Annotated in this window: 18 protein-coding genes; 12 read left to right on the forward strand and 6 right to left on the reverse strand. The window is 69.5% G+C overall.

Annotation, left to right across the window (positions count from 1 at the left end):
* The first annotated feature begins 20 nt into the window (after positions 1-20).
* Positions 21-1850 (forward strand): phosphoenolpyruvate carboxykinase (GTP), encoded by a 1830-nt coding sequence (locus G6N37_RS21385; protein ID WP_163683415.1) that lies wholly within the window; start codon positions 21-23, stop codon positions 1848-1850.
* A 21-nt stretch (positions 1851-1871) separates the two neighbouring features.
* Here G6N37_RS21385 and G6N37_RS21390 read toward each other — a convergent pair whose 3' ends face one another.
* Complete coding sequence (locus G6N37_RS21390; protein WP_163683416.1) at positions 1872-2969, reverse strand: GGDEF domain-containing protein; 1098 nt, start codon at positions 2967-2969, stop codon at positions 1872-1874.
* 151 nt (positions 2970-3120) lie between these two features.
* Here G6N37_RS21390 and fadD4 point away from each other — a divergent pair, with 151 nt between their 5' ends.
* Both fadD4 and G6N37_RS21400 read left to right on the forward strand, forming a co-directional pair.
* Complete coding sequence (gene fadD4 / locus G6N37_RS21395) at positions 3121-4650, forward strand: fatty-acid--CoA ligase FadD4 (RefSeq protein WP_163683417.1); 1530 nt, start codon at positions 3121-3123, stop codon at positions 4648-4650.
* Between the two features lie 3 nt (positions 4651-4653).
* Positions 4654-5613: an enoyl-CoA hydratase/isomerase family protein gene (locus G6N37_RS21400; RefSeq protein ID WP_163683418.1), complete on the forward strand. Its 960-nt coding sequence runs from the start codon at positions 4654-4656 to the stop codon at positions 5611-5613.
* 7 nt (positions 5614-5620) lie between these two features.
* Here G6N37_RS21400 and G6N37_RS21405 read toward each other — a convergent pair whose 3' ends face one another.
* Together G6N37_RS21405 and G6N37_RS21410 are read right to left on the reverse strand one after the other, a co-directional pair.
* Positions 5621-6064 (reverse strand): CD225/dispanin family protein, encoded by a 444-nt coding sequence (locus G6N37_RS21405; protein ID WP_163683419.1) that lies wholly within the window; start codon positions 6062-6064, stop codon positions 5621-5623.
* Positions 6065-6181: 117 nt separating this feature from the next.
* The gene (locus tag G6N37_RS21410) at positions 6182-7327 is read right to left on the reverse strand and encodes an acyl-CoA dehydrogenase family protein (protein WP_163683420.1); all 1146 of its coding nucleotides are present in this window, start codon (positions 7325-7327) and stop codon (positions 6182-6184) included.
* 70 nt (positions 7328-7397) lie between these two features.
* Here G6N37_RS21410 and G6N37_RS21415 point away from each other — a divergent pair, with 70 nt between their 5' ends.
* Genes G6N37_RS21415 through G6N37_RS21425 form a run of 3 tightly spaced genes read left to right on the forward strand, consistent with a single transcriptional unit; the run spans position 7398 to position 10922 of the window.
* Positions 7398-8414: a MaoC family dehydratase gene (locus tag G6N37_RS21415; protein WP_163683421.1), complete on the forward strand. Its 1017-nt coding sequence runs from the start codon at positions 7398-7400 to the stop codon at positions 8412-8414.
* Between the two features lie 28 nt (positions 8415-8442).
* Positions 8443-9624 carry a CoA transferase gene (locus tag G6N37_RS21420; RefSeq protein WP_163683422.1) on the forward strand — a complete coding sequence of 394 codons (1182 nt, stop codon included), beginning with the start codon at positions 8443-8445 and terminating at the stop codon, positions 9622-9624.
* Positions 9618-10922 carry an amidohydrolase family protein gene (locus G6N37_RS21425; protein WP_163683423.1) on the forward strand — a complete coding sequence of 435 codons (1305 nt, stop codon included), beginning with the start codon at positions 9618-9620 and terminating at the stop codon, positions 10920-10922. The genes G6N37_RS21420 and G6N37_RS21425 overlap by 7 nt, the downstream gene beginning before the upstream one ends.
* Positions 10923-10929: 7 nt before the next feature.
* Here G6N37_RS21425 and G6N37_RS21430 read toward each other — a convergent pair whose 3' ends face one another.
* Entirely contained in the window at positions 10930-11829 is a 900-nt protein-coding gene (locus tag G6N37_RS21430; protein WP_163683424.1) for an alpha/beta hydrolase, read from the reverse strand.
* Between the two features lie 331 nt (positions 11830-12160).
* Here G6N37_RS21430 and G6N37_RS21435 point away from each other — a divergent pair, with 331 nt between their 5' ends.
* The 6 genes from G6N37_RS21435 (at position 12161) to G6N37_RS21460 (ending at position 18434) form a co-directional block, all read left to right on the forward strand.
* Positions 12161-12829, forward strand: coding sequence for a class I SAM-dependent methyltransferase (locus tag G6N37_RS21435; RefSeq protein WP_163683425.1), 669 nt, complete (start codon positions 12161-12163; stop codon positions 12827-12829).
* A gap of 187 nt (positions 12830-13016) precedes the next feature.
* Positions 13017-14201, forward strand: a complete 1185-nt coding sequence (locus tag G6N37_RS21440) for an alpha/beta hydrolase (RefSeq protein WP_163683426.1) — start codon at positions 13017-13019, stop codon at positions 14199-14201.
* A gap of 44 nt (positions 14202-14245) precedes the next feature.
* Positions 14246-15655: a WS/DGAT/MGAT family O-acyltransferase gene (locus tag G6N37_RS21445; protein WP_163683427.1), complete on the forward strand. Its 1410-nt coding sequence runs from the start codon at positions 14246-14248 to the stop codon at positions 15653-15655.
* A gap of 109 nt (positions 15656-15764) precedes the next feature.
* Positions 15765-16550, forward strand: coding sequence for a crotonase/enoyl-CoA hydratase family protein (locus G6N37_RS21450; protein WP_163683428.1), 786 nt, complete (start codon positions 15765-15767; stop codon positions 16548-16550).
* A 60-nt stretch (positions 16551-16610) separates the two neighbouring features.
* A complete protein-coding gene (locus G6N37_RS21455; RefSeq protein WP_163683429.1) occupies positions 16611-18119 on the forward strand; it encodes a class I adenylate-forming enzyme family protein in 1509 nt (502 codons plus the stop codon).
* An 18-nt stretch (positions 18120-18137) separates the two neighbouring features.
* Positions 18138-18434, forward strand: coding sequence for a hypothetical protein (locus G6N37_RS21460; protein ID WP_163683430.1), 297 nt, complete (start codon positions 18138-18140; stop codon positions 18432-18434).
* Positions 18435-18438: 4 nt separating this feature from the next.
* Here the strand turns inward: G6N37_RS21460 and G6N37_RS21465 are convergent, their stop codons facing one another.
* The gene (locus tag G6N37_RS21465) at positions 18439-19005 is read right to left on the reverse strand and encodes a TetR/AcrR family transcriptional regulator (protein WP_163685352.1); all 567 of its coding nucleotides are present in this window, start codon (positions 19003-19005) and stop codon (positions 18439-18441) included.
* Positions 19006-19094: 89 nt separating this feature from the next.
* Positions 19095-19226 (reverse strand): hypothetical protein, encoded by a 132-nt coding sequence (locus tag G6N37_RS26480; RefSeq protein WP_264066823.1) that lies wholly within the window; start codon positions 19224-19226, stop codon positions 19095-19097.
* Positions 19227-19486: the final 260 nt, after the last annotated feature.

Below are 19486 nucleotides of genomic sequence, written 5' to 3' on the forward strand. Positions count from 1 at the left end.
GAAGAATTCAGGAGACTTCGATGACCTCAGCGACCATTCCCGGTTTGGACACCGCACCCACTAAACATCAGGGGCTGCTGTCGTGGGTACAGGAGGTCGCCGAGCTCACCCAGCCTGAGCGGGTGGTTTTCGCCGACGGCTCCGACGAGGAGTGGCAGCGGCTGACGGATCAGCTGGTCGAGGCCGGCACGTTCAAGCGGCTGAACCCCAAGGAGTACCCGAACTCCTTCCTGGCGTTGTCCGACCCGTCCGACGTGGCGCGCGTCGAGTCCCGGACCTTCATCTGCTCCGAGCGGCAAATCGACGCCGGGCCGACCAACAACTGGATGGACCCCGCCGAGATGCGGTCCACCCTGACCGACCTGTACCGCGGCTGCATGCGCGGCCGCACCATGTACGTGGTGCCGTTCTGCATGGGCCCCCTCGGCGCGGACGACCCCAAGCTGGGCGTGGAGATCACCGACTCCGAATACGTCGTCGTCTCGATGAAGGTGATGACCCGGATGGGCAAGGCGGCCCTGGAGAAGATGGGTGACGACGGCTTCTTCGTCAAGGCGCTGCATTCGGTCGGGGCCCCGCTGGAGCCCGGCCAGAAAGACGTGCCGTGGCCGTGCAGTGACACCAAGTACATCACCCACTTCCCGGAGACCCGCGAGATCTGGAGCTACGGCTCCGGCTACGGCGGCAACGCCCTGCTGGGCAAGAAGTGCTACTCGCTGCGCATCGCCTCGGCGATGGCGCACGACGAGGGCTGGCTCGCCGAGCACATGCTGATCCTCAAGCTCATCTCGCCGGAGAACAAGGCGTACTACTTCGCGGCGGCCTTCCCGTCGGCGTGCGGCAAGACGAACCTGGCCATGCTGCAGCCGACCATCCCGGGCTGGCGTGCCGAGACGCTCGGGGACGACATTGCCTGGATGCGGTTCGGCAAGGACGGCCGCCTGTACGCGGTCAACCCCGAGTTCGGCTTCTTCGGGGTGGCGCCGGGCACCAACTGGAAGTCCAACCCCAACGCCATGCGCACGATCGCCGCGGGCAACACCGTCTTCACCAACGTCGCGCTGACCGACGACGACGAGGTGTGGTGGGAAGGCCTGGAGGGCGAGCCCGATCACCTGATCGACTGGAAGGGCAACGACTGGTACATCCGCGAGACGGAAACCAAAGCCGCGCACCCGAACTCGCGGTACTGCACCCCGATGTCGCAGTGCCCGATCCTGGCGCCGGAATGGGACGACCCGCAGGGCGTGCCGATCTCGGGCATCCTGTTCGGCGCCCGCCGCAAGACCACGGTGCCGCTGGTCACCGAGGCCCGCGACTGGCAGCACGGGGTGTTCATGGGGGCCACCATGGGCAGCGAGCAGACCGCCGCTGCCGAGGGCAAGGTCGGCACCGTGCGCCGCGACCCCATGGCCATGCTGCCGTTCCTGGGCTACCACGTCGGCGACTACTTCCAGCACTGGCTGGACCTGGGCAAGAATTCCGACGAGTCCAAGCTGCCGAAGGTGTTCTTCGTCAACTGGTTCCGCCGAGGTGACGAGGGCCAGTTCCTGTGGCCGGGCTTCGGCGAGAACAGCCGGGTGCTGAAGTGGATCGTCGACCGCATCGAGCACCGGGCCGGCGGCCAGGACACCCCGATCGGTGTGGTGCCCTCCGCCGAGGACCTCGACCTGGACGGGCTCGACGCCGACAGCGCCGACGTCGCGCAGGCGCTCGCGGTCAAGGCCGACGAGTGGCGTCAGGAGCTGCCGCTGATCGAGGAGTGGTTCGAGTTCGTCGGCGACAAGCTGCCCACCGGCGTCAAGGACGAGTTCGAGGCGCTCAAGCAGCGGCTGGCCGACGCCGACTAGGCCCCGGCGCTAGCCGCCGAGTCACCCCGCGCGCCGCCCAGGGTTCGTTTTCTTCTCCGCGTACATGAGTTCGTCTGCGCGGGCCAGCAGTTCGTCGACGGTCGCGTGCTCGGCGACGGACGCCCGCACCAGGCCGATGCTCGCGGAAAGGCGGTAGGGGCGGGCGCTCGTCTCGTTGAACGAGCGGAACGCCTCGGCGAGCCGCTCTTTGAGAGCCGCCGTGCCACCGTCGCTTTCGGTGACCATGACGCAGAATTCGTCGCCGCCCAGGCGGGCGACGATGTCGGACTCGCGCCGCACGCCGCGCAGCACCCGGGCGAGATCTTTGATCAGGGTGTCTCCGGCATCGTGGCCCTGCTCGTCGTTGACCCGCTTGAGCCCGTCGATGTCGAGGAAGGCGAGCACGCAGTCGTGGCCGAGGTGGTGCGCGCCGCGCAGCTTCTGCTCGGCCAGCAGGTAGAAGCCGCGACGGTTGTTGAGCCCGGTCAGTTCGTCGGTGACGGACAGCCGGCTGATCTCCTCGTTCGCGCTTTCCAGCTCGAAGGTGCGGTCGCGCACCCGTTGTTCGAGTTCGGCGTACACCTGGACGTTCTCCATGGCGATCGATGTCGAATCGGCCAGGGCCTGTAGCAGTCGCACTTCCTGCTCGGAGGGCGGATGCCGGTGGGCCCAGTAGTTGCCGATCGCCCCGATCGGGTCGAGCTTGCGGATGGGCACCATCACCAGGCTCTTGACGAACGTCGCGCGGTAAATGCCTTGCGGGATACGCGAATCCCGGTAGACGTCCGGAATTATCGCCGCCTCGCGGTTGAGCATTGCCCAACCGCTGACGCAGGCGTCGATGGGGAAGCGGCTGCCCTTCCACAGTGGGGCGATGGCGTCTTCGTCGGCGTAATAGCACTTGTCGTCGTTGCGCAGCACGAATGTGGCGCCATCACAGCCGGTGAGCTCGCGCGCCGAGGACCGGACGATGCGCTGAATCTCGTTGAGGCTGCGCGCCAGCGAGAGTTCCTGGACCGCCTCGAGCAGGCGTTCCATCCCGTCGACATAGGCGTCGAGGCCGAATCGGCCGGGTGCCGAGCAACACGGCGCGGGCGCGGCTGGGCTCTCAGCCTCCATACGCACCTCCGCACCAGACTGGCCTGAAATGCCGGCTTCGCCAAGGCACGGTACTTTACAGTGATCGGCGCCGAACCGCCTCCGAACGCGGTCGCTGCGCGGAACCTGACCACTTGACACCCGTCAAGTTTTTCGGCGGTACAGTCTGCGCATGCAGATTCGCGAGCACTGCGGCGCCGACAAGCCCGCCGTCATTCTTCACCCGTCCGGTACCGTCGTCACCTTCGATGAGCTGGAGGCGCGGGCCAACCGGCTGGCGCACTACTTCCGGCGCCACGGCCTTGCCGAGGGCGACGCCGTCGCGATCCTCATGGAGAACAACGAGCACATGCACGCGGTCATGTGGGCGGCGCGTCGCAGCGGCCTGTACTACGTGCCGATCAACACCCACCTCACCCCGGCCGAGGCCGCCTACATCGTCGAGAACAGCGCCGCCAAGGCGATCATCGGTTCGGCCGCGCTGCGCAAGACGTGTGAGAACCTGGGCGAGCACTTGCCGGGCGGGCTGCCCGAGCTGTTGCTGATCGCCTCGGAAAGGGGAGAGGCCGATCTCGAGGGCTGGGCGCGCTACCCCGAATGCGTTGCGGGCGAGCCGGACACCCCGATCGACGACGAACGGGAGGGCGACCTGCTGCAGTATTCGTCGGGCACCACGGGCCGGCCCAAGGGCATCAAACGCGAATTGCCGCACGTGCCGCCGGCCGAGGCGCCGGGCATGATGTCGGCCCTGGTCGGCTTCTGGATGAACCCGGATTCGATCTATCTGAGCCCGGCACCGCTGTATCACACCGCACCGTCGGTGTGGTCGATGAGCGCGCAGGCCGGGGGGATCACCACGGTCGTGCTGGAGAAGTTCGATCCCGAAGGCTGCCTCGATGCCATCGCGCGCCACCGCGTCACGCACGGCCAGTTCGTCCCGGCGATGTTCACCCGGATGCTGAAACTTCCTGAGGCGGTGCGCAATTCGTACGACCTTTCCAGCCTGCAGCGGGTGATGCACGCGGCGGCCCCGTGCCCGGTGGAGATCAAGAAGCAGATGATGGACTGGTGGGGGCCGATCATCGACGAGTACTACGCCTCCTCCGAGGCGATCGGGTCGACGCTGATCAGCGCCGAGGAGTGGCTGGCCCACCCGGGCTCGGTCGGCAAGCCGATGGCGTGCGAGATCCACATCCTCGACGAGAACGGCAACGAGTTGCCGCCGGGGCAGGCCGGTGAAATCTACTTCGCGGGCGGCTATTCCTTCGAGTACCTCAACGACCAGGAGAAGACGGCCGCGTCCCGCGACACCCACGGCTGGGTGACCGTCGGCGACGTCGGCTACGTGGACGACGAGGGTTACCTGTACCTGACCGACCGGCGCCACCACATGATCATCTCGGGCGGGGTGAACATCTACCCGCAGGAGACCGAGAACCTTCTGGTCACCCACCCCAAGGTGCTGGACGCGGCGGTGTTCGGCGTTCCCGACGACGAGATGGGGCAACGCGTGGTGGCGGCCGTGCAGACCGTCGACCAGGCCGACGCCACCGACGAATTCGCCGACGAACTGCTCACCTGGTTGCGAGACCGCCTGGCGCACTACAAATGTCCGCGGTCGATCGCGTTCGAGACGCAGCTGCCGCGCACCGACACCGGCAAGCTCTACAAGAACGGGCTGATCGAGAAATACTCGGTGTGACCCATGCTGCGGGTGGTGGACCTGTCCGGCGCGCCGGACGCCGGGCCCGAAACGGTCACCGCAACGGCGCCGGGGGTGATCCTGGCCCACGGCGCCGCCGCCGGCCTCGCGCGGTGCCAATCATGGCTGAGCGCGGCGTCTTTCACCCTGACCGAGGATCGCTGCGACGATCGCCGGGTGGTCACCGTCGACTCGGTGCCCGACGCGCTCGCCGAGTTGACCGCGCGTTGTCACCATTGGCCGCACGCCAGCAGCGTCTGTGACGACGTGCTGCGCGCGGTGGAACCGGGCGGGCCGGCACTGCCCGCGGTGGTGACGGAGTCGCTGGCGTACTCGACCCTGCAGGCCGGCCCCGAGTTCGCGCGCTGGCTGACCCGGCGCGGACCGGCCCGGATGCCCGACATCACCGACCCGGTGCGGGCCGAGCGCGACGGCGACACGCTGCGCATCGCGTTCAACCGGCCGCAGCGGCACAACGCGTTCTCCACCGACGCCCGCGCCGCCCTGCTGGAGGCGCTGGCCGTCGCGCAGCTGGACCCGTCGGTGACCGGGATCGTGTTGAGCGGCAACGGTCCGTCGTTCTGCAGCGGCGGAGACCTCGCCGAATTCGGCACCTTCACCGACCCCGCGAGCGCTCACCTCGCGCGGACCCGGCACAGCCCCGCCCTCGCGCTCGACGCGCTCACCGCCCGGTTGGGCCGCGCCTGCCGGGCGGAGGTGCACGGCCGCGTGCTGGGGAGCGGGCTGGAGATGGCGGCGTTCTGCGGTTGGGTGGCCGCGCGGGAGGATTCGGTGTTCGGGCTGCCCGAACTCGAGCTGGGGCTGATCCCGGGCGCCGGCGGGACGCTCAGCGTCACCCGCCGGATCGGCCGGTGGCGCACCGCCTATCTGGTGTTGTCCGGCCGCACCATCGACGCCGGAACCGCGCTGGCCTGGGGTCTTGTCGACGAGGTCTACGCCTAAAGCGTTGTCAGAAGCCCGAATACGTGGTGGTCGTGGTGGACGGCAGGTGGGAGACGGCGAAGACGCCGATGGCGACGTAGACGAGCACGAGGATGACGGCGAAGACGGCCCCGACGACGGCACCGATGATGGCCCACTTCTTGGCGCTCTGCGCCGCCGCCTGCGCCTCGGCGTAGCGGCCCTGAGCCCACAGCCCGGACACCTTGGTGGAGTAGACGATCGAGACGATTCCGATCGGCAGGCAGCACAGCACGGTGCACAGGATGGCCCAGACGAGGTAGTTCTCCGGTTCCGGCTGGCCTGGCCAACCCGGTTGGGGCGCCTGCCAGCCGGGCTGCTGGCCCGGCCAGCCCGGTTGCTGACCCTGCCAAGCCGGCTGCTGGCCCTGCCATTCCGGCGGCTGGCCCTGCCATTCCGGCGAGCCTTCGTACGGCCCAGGGGGATAACTCATGGCAGCCGACTTTCTTTCGTTGCAGTAACTTTTGCTCCCACGCAGCTTTGCTGGCGGGAGAAGTCAGGCAAGGATACAGCACGCCCCGACGTCAGGCCCGCACATTCGGCCCCGCGGTCAGATGCCGCCCCGCGCGACCAGCTGCCCGGCGATCACGTTGCGCTGAATCTCGTTGGTGCCTTCACCGACGATCATCAGGGGCGCGTCGCGGAAGTAGCGTTCCACGTCGTACTCGCACGAGTAGCCGTAGCCCCCGTGAATCCGCACGGCGTTCAGGGCGATCTCCATCGCCACTTCGGAGGCGAACAGTTTGGCCATGCCGGCTTCCATGTCGCAGCGTTCGCCGCTGTCGTAGCGTTCGGCGGCGTAGCGGGTGAGCTGGCGGGCGGCGGTCAGTTTGGTGGCCATGTCGGCCAGGTAGTTGCCGACCGACTGATGCTGCCAGATCGGCCGCCCGAAGCTCTCCCGCTGCTGGGCATAGGCCAGCGCGTCCTCGAGCGCCGCCGTGCCCACGCCCAGCGCGCGGGCGGCCACCTGGATGCGGCCCGTCTCGAGCCCCGTCATCATTTGCGAAAACCCTTCGCCCATGCGGCCGCCCAGCACCGCCGACTCGGGCGCAGAGAAGTCGTCGAAGGACAGCTCGCAGGACTCGACGCCCTTGTAGCCCAGCTTGGGCAGGTCCCGCGACACCGTCAGGCCCGGGCCGTGCCGGACCAGCACGATCGAGATGCCCCGGTGCCGCGGCGTGGCGTTCGGATCGGTCTTGCACAGCAGCGCGATCAGCCCGGACCGCCGCGCATTGCTGATCCACGTCTTGGCACCGTTGATCCGCAAGCCGCCGGAACCGTCCGGTAGCGCCGTGGTCGTCATGTTCTGCAGGTCCGAGCCGCCGCCCGGCTCCGTCAGCGCCATGGTGGCCCGCAGCTCGCCGGTGGCCATCGCCGGCAGGTAGGTCCGCTTCTGCTCCTCGGTCCCGAACAGCGTGAGCAGCTTGGCCACCACGGTGTGCCCGCCCATCGCGCCGGCCAGGCTCATCCAGCCGCGGGCCAGTTCCTCGGTGACCCGCACGTGGCACGGCATGGACACCGGCGACCCCCCGTATTCGTCGGGAACGGCAAGGCCGTAGATGCCGATCCGCTTCATCTGCTCGATCCACGCCTCGGGATAGGTGTTGGCGTGCTCGACATCGCGGACGGTCGGCTTGACGTCGCGGTCGATGAACGCCCGCACCGTGGCCACCAGCATCTCTTCTTCGTCATTCACCTGCGAGCACCCTCCAGCGTCGACCCCCGGCGTTGACCCCCGATTCCATAGCCTGCCAGCATGTGGCGTTGTGACGAGTGAGGGGTATGCGGGGATCCGCGCCGGCGGGCCGTACTTCGACGACCTCTCGATCGGTCAGGTCTTCCACTGGGCACCGGCGATCACGCTGACGTCGGGATTGGCCGCCGCCCACCAGGCGATCGTCGGGGATCGGCTGCGGCTCGCGCTGGACGCCGACCTGTGCGCCGCCGTCACGGGCCTGCCCGCCCCCCTGGCACACCCGGCCCTGGTCTGCGACGTGGCGATCGGGCAGTCGACGCTGGCCACCCAGCGCGTCAAGGCCAACCTGTTCTACCGCGGGCTCACCTTCCACCGGTTCCCGGTCATCGGTGATTCCCTGTACACCCGCACGGAAGTGGTTGGGCTGCGGGCGAACTCGCTCAAGCCGGGTCGCGCGCCGACGGGGCTGGCGGCGCTGCGGATGACCACCGTCGACCAGGACGATCGGTTGGTGCTCGACTTCTACCGGTGCGGCATGCTGCCCGCAAGCCCGGATTGGGCGCCCGACGGCGCGGCGCAGGACGACCTGTCCGCCATCGGCGCCGACGTGCCCGGCCCCGCAGTCGATCCGACCGCACAGTGGGACGCCGCGGTGTTCCGGAACAGGGTGGCCGGTCCACACTTCGACGCGGGCCTGGCCGGTGCCGTACTGCAGAGCACCGGCGACGTGGTCAGCAGCGCGCCCGAACTCGCCCGGCTGACCCTGAATATCGCTGCCACCCACCATGATTCGCGGACGGGCGGGCGCCGGCTGGTGTACGGCGGGCATACCATCGGGCTCGCCCTCGCGCAGGCCGGCAGGCTACTGCCCAACCTGGTGACGGTGCTGGGCTGGGCGTCCTGCGACCACACCGGCCCCGTGCACGAGGGCGACACCCTGTACAGCGAACTGCACGTCGAATCCGCCGAGCCGACCGGCCGAGGCGGTGTGCTGGGGCTGCGGTCGCTGGTCTACGCCGTCGGTGACCCCGCGGGCGAGCCGGACCGCGCGGTGCTGGACTGGCGATTCAGCGCGCTGCACTTCTGAACCGCGGCGCCACGAGCACAATGGGAGGGTGAGCTCGGCGACGTCGGTGTGGGGGAGCAGCGGGCTGGCCTATCTGACCGGCGAGCCGGACGGGCCGCCCGACTTCTCCCGGGCGAACGTCCTGACCCACGCCCAGCGGGTTGCGGCGGCCGTCGGTTGGCGGCTGGGGTTCGCCATCGACGCCGCCGGCCTGCTGGCCGGGCGGGCGGCATTGCTGGGCCTGACCCGCGGCGGCCGGGTCTCGGCCGGCCGCGCCACAAGATTGCTGGCCGCCGCCGACGGCTGGTGCGCGATCACGCTGTCGCGCCCGGATGACGCCGCCGCCGTGCCCGCGCTCGTGCAATCCGACGACGCCACGGGGGATCCCTGGCCCGCGTTGCGGCGCTGGGCCGCAACGCAATCGCTTTCGGCGATCATCGAGCGCGCGACGTTGCTCGACCTGCCGGCGGCGCGCCTGGGCGAAGCCGTGGCCGCCGCGCCGCGAATTCGACCGTGGGGCGCGCGCGGACCGGCGCGCGGCAGCACGGGCCTACTGGTCGCCGACCTGTCGTCGATGTGGGCGGGCCCGCTGTGCGGGCAGCTGCTGGCCCGCGCCGGAGCGACCGTGGTCAAGGTCGAGAGCCCGGCCCGCCCGGACGGCACCCGAGCGGGCAACCAGGCGTTCTTCGACTGGATGAACGGTGAAAAGCTCTCGTACTGTGTCGATTTCGACCGGCAGGCGGGCGAGTTGCGGGAGTTGCTCGCCGTCGCCGACGTCGTGATCGAAGGCTCGCGTCCCGCGGCGCTGACCCGGCGCGGGCTGGGGCCGGACGACGTCGCGGCGGGTGGCGGGCGAATTTGGTTGCGCATCAAGGGATACACCGATGGGCGCCCGGCGTTCGGTGACGACGCCGCGGTGGGCGGCGGGCTGGTCGGCGTCGCCGCCAGCGGGCCGGTGTTCTGCGGTGACGCCATCGCCGACCCGCTGGCCGGGCTGGAGGCGGCCCGGGTGGTCGTCGACTCGCTGGGGCGCGGGGGCGGGGAGCTGATCGAGGTCTCGATGGCGGCGGTCGCCGCCGGCTATGCGGCGCTGCCGACGCAGGCGTCGGTCGCCAACCGTCCCGCGCCGCCGCCGCCGCCTCCGCCGCCCGCCCGGCCGGCGGCCCGGCTGGGCGCCGACAACGCCGCGGTGCGCCATATCGTGGCCCAACGGGGCTGCCTGTCATGCTGATTCGGCGCGCCACCCTGCTGGATGGGACGGCAACCGATATCCGCTTCGGCGAGCGGATCGACGAGATGGGTGACGGGCTGGTCGCCCAACCCGGCGAGGGCGTGCTCTACGCCGGCGGGGGAACCGTCCTGCCCGGCCTGCACGACCATCACGTGCACCTGCGCTCGGCGGCCTCCGCGCTCGATTCGTTCTTCGTCGGGCCGCCCGGAGTCAGCACCAAAACCGAGCTGACACAACTGCTGTCGAACGCGACGCCGGGCCCCGACGGGTGGATTCGCGCCGTCGGCTACCACGAGTCGGTGGCCGGCGACCTGGACCGGACCGCGCTCGACGCCATGGTGCGCGGCGCCCCGGTGCGTATCCAGCACCGCAGCGGTGCGCTGTGGATCCTCAACTCCGAGGCGCTGGGCCGGGTGGGCCTGGCCGAACATCCCGACGGGCGGCTGCGCAGCGCGGACCACGGCTGGTCGGACCTGCTGCAGCGGCGCGAGAGCGACCTGGCCGAACTGAGCCGGCGCATCACCGCGACGGGCGTCACCGGCGTCACCGACGCCACTCCCGACCTCGACGCCGACGACATGGTCTCGCTGGTGGTGGCGCACCGCCGCGGCGAGTTCCGGCCCCGGCCGAGCTTCCTATCCCCGGGCAAGAGGATCCTGCACGACGACCGCCTCGACCTGGACGGCCTGACCGAGTGGATCGCCGGCCAGCACGACGAGGGCCGGCCCGTCGCCGTGCACTGCGTGACCGCCGCGCAACTCGTGGTCGCCATCGCCGCCCTGCGGGCGGCCGGCGGCCATCCCCAGGACCGAATCGAGCACGCCGCCGTGGTGCCCGACGACAACCTGGCCGACCTGGCCGACCTGCGCGTCACGGTGGTGACGCAGCCCAACTTCGTCGCCGAGCGCGGCGACCACTACCTCACCGACGTCCCCGCCGCCGAGCACGATCAGCTGTGGCGGGTCGCCTCCCTGCTGACGGCGGCGGTGCCGGTCGCGCTGTCCACCGACATGCCGTTCGGCCACGGCGATCCCTGGACGGCGATGCGCGCCGCCGTCTACCGCACCACCCCCAGCGGTGTCGTGCTCAACGCCGGCGAATGTGTCTCGGCCCGAAAGGCTTTGGCGATGTTCCTGGGCCGGCCGGAGAGTCCGGCCCAGCCACGGGCGGTGACGATCGGCGAGCCGGCGGACCTGTGCGTACTGAGCGAGCCGCCGGCGACGGCGCTGGCCGAGCTGGACGCCGGCATGGTGGCGGCCACCATCATCGCGGGCGAGCTCGTTTACTTCGCGATGTGACCGGCGATCACGGCGCGGCGGCGAGCGCGGCGCGCAGGATGGCGCACTGGCTGTCGAAAAACCGCTTAGACACTTGCGCTTTGGGCACGAAGAGGTCGAACCCGTGGAAGGCTCCGGGAACGGTCTCGACCTGGCACGGCACCCCGGCGGCCATCAGGCGCTCCGCGTAGGCCAGGTCCTCGTCGTGGAACAGGTCGTGGGTGCCGACCCCGATCCAGGCCGGCGGCAGCCCGCCCAGCTCTTCGCGGCGCGCCGGCACGGCGACGTGCGGGTCGGCGTCGCCGAGGTAGGCCGCCCAGCCGAACTGATTGCTGCGGTTGTCCCACAGCCGGTAGTTCGGGTTGTGGGCGGTGGCCGAGCTGCGGTCGTCGAGCATGGGATAGGTCAGCAGCTGGAACGCGGGGCTCACCTCGGCGCGGTCGCGGGCCAACAGGGCCAGGGCCGCGGCCAGTCCGCCGCCGGCGCTGGCGCCGCCGATCGCCACCCGGTAGCGGTCCACGGACGGCAAGCCGGCCAGCCAGGTCAGCGCCGAGTAGCAGTCTTCCAGCGGCGCGGGATACGGATGTTCGGGCGCCAGGCGGTATTCCACCGACGCGACGGTGATGCCCAGTCGGCGGCTGAAGCCGCTGCAGAGCCGGTCGTCCTGCCGGGCGGTGCCGATCACGTATCCGCCCCCGTGGATCCACAGCAGCGCCGGGGTCGGCGCGGCCACGCCGGCCGGCCGGAACAGCCGGACGCCGGCTCCCGAGCTCAGCGTGATCACCTCGACCCCGGGAACGGGCTTGGCGAGGCGCTCACGCACCGCCATCGCGGCCCGCATGATCCGCAGGGTCCGGGGACCGACGAGTCGGCGTGGCGCGAAACGGGCGATTCGCTGCAGGTCAGGGTGAACATCGGTGTTCGGCACCGGATCAGTATCACCGACGGCGAAGGCCGGAGGCCCGCGGATCAGTGATAGGCGGCGGCTCAGACATCGGGTGGCAACGCGACCGGCACCAACTGATCAGTGGGAACCCATGTGGGAAGGCACTTCTGCCCAAGCCGATCGCCAATGAACCATTCCGCCCCCGGGCGCGTACTCCAAGCGCGGTGGATTAGCCGGACGAAGATCGGGGTATCGGTTGGAGTGCTGGCGAGCGCGGCAGCCGTCGTGCACGCTGTCGCTGGTTCGTCGTCGCAACGTCCCTCACCGGGACCGAGCTAGGGCCGCCCGGTCGGGCAGGACGCGAGGGACGTGAATGCTGGGGCATCTCTACGATCGGGCGCTCGGCGGCGAGCGATGTTGGATTCGCCACGACGACGGCGAGCTGCGGCCGTTGCCCGCGCACCGCTGGCTGGGTGTGCGATGTCCCGAGCACGAACGTCCCGGTGATTCATCCGGCGACGCCTTCGACGAAGACTTCGACGAAGCGGTCACGCGGATGTGCACCGGGCCGACGATCGAATTGGGCTGCGGGCCGGGCCGGCTGGTGGCTCGGCTGATTCAGCGGGGGATACCGGCCCTGGGCATCGATCGCTCCGTGGCCGCGATCCGGCTGGCGGGCCGCGGCGGCGCGCCGGTCCTGCTGGGGGACGTGTTCGACCCGTTGCCCGCGATGGGCCTTTGGCAGACGGTGTTGCTGGTCGACGGCAACGTGGGCCTCGGTGGAGACCCGTGCCGCATCTTGGGGCGGGCCGCCGAGCTGCTGGCGCGGGGTGGCCGGTGCGTGGCCGAGTTCGACGCCGAGAACATCGGCATCCGTTCGCGTTGGGTCCGGCTGGAGTCGGCGTGTGAGGTGGGCCCCTGGTTCCGCTGGGCGTCGGTCGGCGTGGACAGCGCCGCCGCGCTGGCCGCGCAGGTCGGTCTGACGCTGACCGGCGTGCGCCTGATCGGCGGCCGGGTGATCGCCTGCCTCGCGGCGATGTGAGCGTGTCGCGGCCGGCCGTTTTTCACCGAATAGCAAACGCTGCCGCCGCCTAGAGCAGGACGGATACCCGCGGGGCAATCCCAGGTCGGATGTCATTTCGATGTCGGAGGTCGCGTCGACGGAAACGTCAGTTTCGGACCTGGAGCCGGGGGTACGCTGCCCTAACACCACGGCAAGGAGGCCGGCTATGACATCGTGCGCGAAATGGTTGCTACGGGCCCGACCGGGCGACTACGCGCTGGCCCTGAGCGTCGCGGGCGCTTCGCTGCCGGTGGTCGGAAAGCACCTCGAGCCGCTGGGCGGCCTCACCGCGATGGGCATCTGGGGCGCCCGGCACGCGCCCGACTTCTTCTCCGGGCTGACCAAGCCCCGGCGGCCGTCGGACGGCGGCGACGACGTCGGGCTCCCCGACGGGCTGAGCGCCCGGGAGGTGTCCATTGCCGCGCTGCGGGGAATCGTGTCGGCCGCGGACCTCGAGCTGGAATGGCCGGCGGCGCTGCGGACGCCGCCGATCTGGGACGCGATGCGTCAGCGCCGCTACCTCCACCGTCGGGCGGTCCACTACGGGGACCATCCCGCGCAGGTGCTCGACGTCTGGCGCCGCAAGGATCTGCCCGCGCATCCCGCGCCGGTGCTGATCTTCGTGCCCGGCGGCGCCTGGGTGCACGGCAAGGCCATGGGCCAGGGCTCGGCCCTGATGTCCCGGCTGGCCGAGCAGGGCTGGGTGTGCCTGGCGATCGACTACCGCGTCGCCCCCCATCACCGCTGGCCGCGGCACATCATCGACGTCAAGACCGCCATCGCGTGGGCGCGCGCCAACGTCGACAAATTCGGCGGTGACCGCGATTTCGTCGCCGTGGCGGGTTGTTCGGCCGGCGGGCACCTGTCCGCACTGGCCGGCCTCACCCCGGACGACCCGCAGTTGCACGCGAAGCTGCCGGAAGGCGCCAACACCTCGGTGGACGCGGTGGTCGGCATCTACGGTCGCTACGACTGGGAGGACCGCTCGACCCCCGAGCGCGACCGGTTCGTCGAGTTCCTGGAGCGGGTGGTGGTCAAGCGCAGGATGGACCGCCACCCGGAGGTGTTCCGCGACGCGTCGCCGATGGCGCGCGTGCATCGAAATGCGCCGCCGTTCTTGGTGATTCACGGCAGCCGGGACAGCGTCATCCCCGTCGAGCAGGCGCGCAGCTTCGTCGACCGGATGCGGGCGGTCTCGCATTCGATGGTGGGCTACCTCGAGCTGCCCGGCGCAGGCCACGGTTACGACCTCATCGACGGCGAGCGGGCGGGCGCGGCCGCGCACGCGACTTCGCTGTTCCTCAACCAGGTGTATCGCACCAAGGCGAACGCGGCCAAAGAGGTTATCTGAGCAGCCACCGCTGAGTATGGTCCCTTTATGGGAATGGGGCAGCGGTGAAACGGCTGAGCGGGTGGGACGCGGTCCTGTTGTACAGCGAAACGCCGAACGTGCACATGCACACGATCAAAGCCGCTGTGATCGAACTGGATTCCGATCGGCGTGGCTTCGACATCGGCGCGTTCCGCGAAGTCATCCGCGGCCGCCTGAACAAGCTCGAGCCGTTCTGCTACCAGCTGGTTGAGATCCCGTTCAAGCTGCACCACCCGATGTGGCGGGAGCACTGCGAGCTCGACCTCGACTACCACATCCGGCCGTGGCGGCTGCCCGCGCCCGGCGGCCGCCGCGAGCTGGACGAGGCCATCGGGCGTATCGCCAGCACGGCCTTGGACCGCAGCCGCCCGCTGTGGGAGATGTACTTCATCGAGGGCCTGGCCAACAACCGGATCGCGGTGGTCGGCAAGATCCACCACGCCCTGGCCGACGGCGTCGCCTCGGCCAACCTGATGGCCCGCGGCATGGATCTGCAGCCCGGGCCCGAGGGTGGGCCGTACATGTGCGATCCGGCGCCGACCGCGCGGCAGTTGCTGAGCTCGGCCTTCACGGATCACCTGCGCCACGTCGGCCGGATCCCGCACACGGTCCGCTACACGTTCGAGGGGCTGGGCCGGGTGCGCCGCAGCTCACGCAAGCTGTCGCCGGAGCTGACCCGCCCGTTCGAGCCGCCGCCGACCTTCATGAACCACAAGGTCACCCCGGAGCGCCGGTTCGCCACCGCGACGCTGGCGCTGGCCGACGTCAAGGAGACCGGCAAGCGGCTGGGGGCGACGATCAACGACATGGTGCTGGCCATGTCGGCCGGCGCCCTGCGCACCCTGCTGTTGCGCTATGACGGCAAGGCCGAACCCCTGCTCGCTTCGGTGCCGATGAGTTTCGACTTCTCTCCCGAGCGGATCTCCGGCAATCGCTTCACCGGCGTCCTGGTGGGCCTGCCGACCGATTCCGACGACCCGCTGGAGCGGGTGCGGTGCACCCACGAGAACGCCATAGCCGCCAAAGAGAGCAACCAGCTGATGGGGCCGGAGCTGGTCAGCCGGTGGGCGGCCTACATGCCGCCCGCGCCCACCCAGGCCTTCTTCCGGTGGGCGTCGGGGCGCGACGGACACAACAAGATCCTCAACCTGAACATCTCCAACGTGCCCGGACCGCGCGAGCGCGGCCGCGTCGGCGGGGCGCTGGTCACCGAGATCTATTCGGTGGGACCGTTGACCGCCGGCAGCGGACTCAACATCACCGTGTGGAGTTACGTCGACCAGCTCAACATCTCGGTGCTCTCCGACGGGGCCACGCTCAAGGACCCGCACGAGGTGACCGAGGCCATGGTGGCCGACTTCATTGAAATACGTAGGGCGGCAGGGCTTTCCGAAGAGCTCACCGTGGTCGAGGCCGCGATGGCTCCGGCGTGAGCCGCCCCGGGGGAAATGGCACTCTCGCCTGACGTCAATGGCGTTCTGGTCGACCGCTACCATCTCCACGGACAGCAGCCACCCCGACACCGAAGGAGTTGTGCGGCACGTGAGCACTGGGAGCGAAGAAGCCGGCGAACCCGAAGTTCTGGTCGAACAACGGGGCCGGATCCTCATCATCACGATCAACCGGCCGAAGGCCAAGAACGCGGTCAACGCCGCGGTGGCGAACGGCCTGGCCGAGGCCGTCGACCGGCTCGACGGCGACGCCGGCCTCTCGGTGGGCATCCTGACCGGCGCCGGCGGATCGTTCTGCGCGGGCATGGACCTCAAGGCCTTCGCGCGTGGCGAACTGCCCATCGTCGCGGGCCGGGGCATGGGCTTCACCGAGCGCCCACCGGTCAAACCGCTCATCGCCGCGGTCGAGGGCTACGCCCTGGCCGGCGGCACCGAGTTGGCCCTGGCCACCGACCTGATCGTCGCGTCGAAGGAGTCGGCCTTCGGCATCCCCGAGGTCAAGCGCGGGCTGGTCGCCGGTGGCGGCGGCCTGCTGCGGCTGCCGCAGCGGATCCCGCCGGCCATCGCCATGGAGCTCGCGCTCACCGGCGACAACCTGTCGGCCGAGCGCGCCCACGAGCTCGGGCTGGTCAACGTGTTGGCCGAGCCGGGCAAGGCGCTCGACGAGGCGATCGCGCTGGCCGAGAAGATCGCCGCCAACGGGCCGCTCGCGGTGGCCGCCACCAAGCGGATCATCGTCGAGTCCCGAGGCTGGAGCCCGGAGAACATGTTCGCCGAGCAGAACGCGATCCTGGCTCCGGTGTTCGCGTCCAACGACGCCAAGGAGGGTGCCGTCGCCTTCGCGGAGAAGCGCCCGCCGCGTTGGACGGGCACATAACCTCCCGGGTTACACTATGGCTTGAATCTGTAAACCGTCGGGAAACCGGAAAGATCGAGGATGAGCATTTCGCTGCTGCTTGAGATGGCTGCGTCGAGCAACCCCGATCGGACGGCCGTTGTTTCCGAAGACACCCGGCTGACGACGCAGCAGCTCAGCGATCTCGCCGACGGCGGCGCGGGGGTCGTCGCCGGATCAGGTGCCAGGCACCTGGCTTACGTGGGAACCGGCGGCGCGACGCTGCCGCTGCTCATCTTCGCCGCGGCCCGCGCCGGGGTTGCCTTCACGCCGATCAACTACCGGCTGTCGGCCGACGGCATCCGGGCACTGATCGGTCGCCTGCCCGAGCCGCTCGTGGTCGTCGACGGCCGGTATCGCGACATGCTGGGCGAGGCCACACCGCGGCTGATGGCCACCGAGGAGTTCCTGACGGCTGCGCGCAGCGCCGAGCCGGCCGCCGAGTTTCCCGACCCCGAGTCCGTCGCGATCGTGTTGTTCACGTCGGGCACCACGTCGCAGCCCAAGGCCGTAGAACTCTCGCACAACAATCTGACCAGTTATGTCACCGGGACCGTGGAGTTCGAATCGGCCGACGCCGGCGAGGCAGCACTGATCTGCGTGCCGCCCTATCACATCGCCGGAGTCAGCGCCGCGTTGTCCAATCTTTATGCCGGGCGCAAGATGGTCTACCTGCCCACCTTCGACGCCCAGGAGTGGGTGCGGCTGGTCGACGCCGAGCGGGTCACCACGGCGACGGTGGTGCCCACCATGCTGGACCGGATCGTCACGGTGCTGGAGAGCGGCGGCCACGAGCTGCCGTCGCTGCGCAACCTCGCCTACGGTGGCTCCAAGGTGGGCCTGCCGCTGGTGCGCCGGGCGCTGAAACTGCTGCCGCACGTGGGTTTTGTCAACGCCTACGGCCTGACCGAGACCAGCTCGACGATCGCGGTGCTGGGCCCCGACGACCACCGGGAGGCCCACTCGGCATCGGAGGCGCACGTCGCCAAGAGGCTTGGATCGGTCGGACGCCCGGTCCCGGGCATCGAACTGCAGATCCGCGACGAGGACGGCAAGGTGCTCGGACCCGGTGAACCCGGTGAATTGTTCGTCCGCGGCGAGCAGGTGTCGGGGCGCTACACCGGGATCGGCTCGGTGCTCGACGACGAGGGCTGGTTCCCGACCCGCGACGTGGCCCTGCTGGACGAGGACGGCTACCTCTTCATCAGCGGACGCAGCGACGACACGATCATCCGCGGCGGCGAGAACATCGCGCCGGCCGAGCTGGAGGAGGTGCTCATCGAGCACTCCCATGTCCGCGATGTCGCCGTGGTCGGTGTCGAGGATCCGCAATGGGGTCAGGCGATCGTCGCCGTCGTCGTGCCGGCCCTCGGGATCGATCCCGATCCCGAGGAGCTGCGCGAGCACGTCCGCAAGAGCTTGCGCGGGTCGCGCACGCCGGACCACGTTGTGTTTCGCGACGAGTTACCCACCACGGCGACCGGCAAGGTCCTGCGCCGGGAGATCGTCAAGGACTTGGGTGCGTTGCGCGCCGCGCCGGTCGAGCAGTAGGGGAGTTAAGGAAAAAACATGATCAAGAACGGAACCCGCCTGGCCAGCCAGGTGTGTGACACGCAGGTGATCGTCGTCAGGAGCGCCGACAGCCTCGACGATTTGCGTTGTGGCGGTGCGCCGATGGTGCCGATAGGCGCCGAGCGTTCGGGTGAGTTGGATCCGGCGTTCGCCGACGGCACCGTGATGGGCAAGCGCTACGTCGACGAGACGGGCGCCGAGGTGCTGGTGACCAAGCCGGGCGCCGGGAGCCTGAGCGTCGGGACTACCGCGCTGCAGCTCAAAGAGGTCAAGCCGCTGCCGGCCAGCGACTGAGGGATCACTCCGCGATCTTGTTGCGGACCACGAATTCCCTTGCCTTGATCAGGAATTCGAGCTGATCGCCGACCTCGCGCAACGGGTCGATGCTGGCGGTTGAGCGGGACAGCACAATGGCGCCTTCGAGGGCGGCGATCGACATCACCGCCAGCGATGCCGCGCAGGGCTCGTCGAAGCCGTCGTGAGTGAACGCCCGGGTCAGCGCCGCGCACCAGCGGCCCAGAATGGCGCCGGCCTCGGCGGAGAGCTTGGCGTCGGCTTCGTCCGAGCCGATCGCCGCGGCCACCACCGGGCAGCCGGCGCTGAAGCCGCCCTCGGTGAGCAGACGCTCCCAGAACTCGACGAACTTGCGCAGCAGCACGCGGGCGCCCTGGTCCGCGGCGTCGTCGATCATCGCGGTGATGGAGTCACCGGAATACCGCAGCGCCTCGATCAGAATCTGATTGCGACCGTCGGGGAAGTGGTAGTAGACGGAGCCACGCGGGGCGCCGCTGCGAGCGAGCACCGCGTCGATCGTCACCCCGGCGGCGCCGCGTTCACGCATCACCTCGGCCGCGCTGGCCAACATCTTCTTGCGCGTGCCGCCGCGCTTCGTCGGGGCGAGGTCCTGCACCGTTTCGGTCGTGGTCGCCACTCTCGTGCCTCCCGGAGCCAACGTTATGCAGCGTGTGAGTGCCGCAGTACCGGCCAATGCATGCTGCGCGGGCTGAAGCGGAAACTCCGGCGCTTCAGGTCGGGCATCTCGCGGGTGAATTGATAGCCGCCGATGTTCAGCTCGATGATCCACATAATTCTCTCCCGGCCTTAGCGCCGCCGATGATTATGCTGAGAAGCATATAAGACAGCGGTCCAGTAAGCAAGTTTCATTGCCTATGTAAACCCTGCACCACGAGAAACACCGATATGCGTTGTTGTGAATCGTGGTTGACGCGGGTGTAACAAGCAGGTTTCTATGCTCTTTTGCATAATTCTACAGGTGCGCGAACCGGCGTCGATGGCCTGAAACGCCGAACGTGCACTCACCGCGAGGTTGGTCCTGATTCGTCGCG

The organism is Mycobacterium seoulense (genome assembly GCF_010731595.1).
Classification (GTDB): Bacteria; Actinomycetota; Actinomycetes; order Mycobacteriales; family Mycobacteriaceae; genus Mycobacterium; species Mycobacterium seoulense.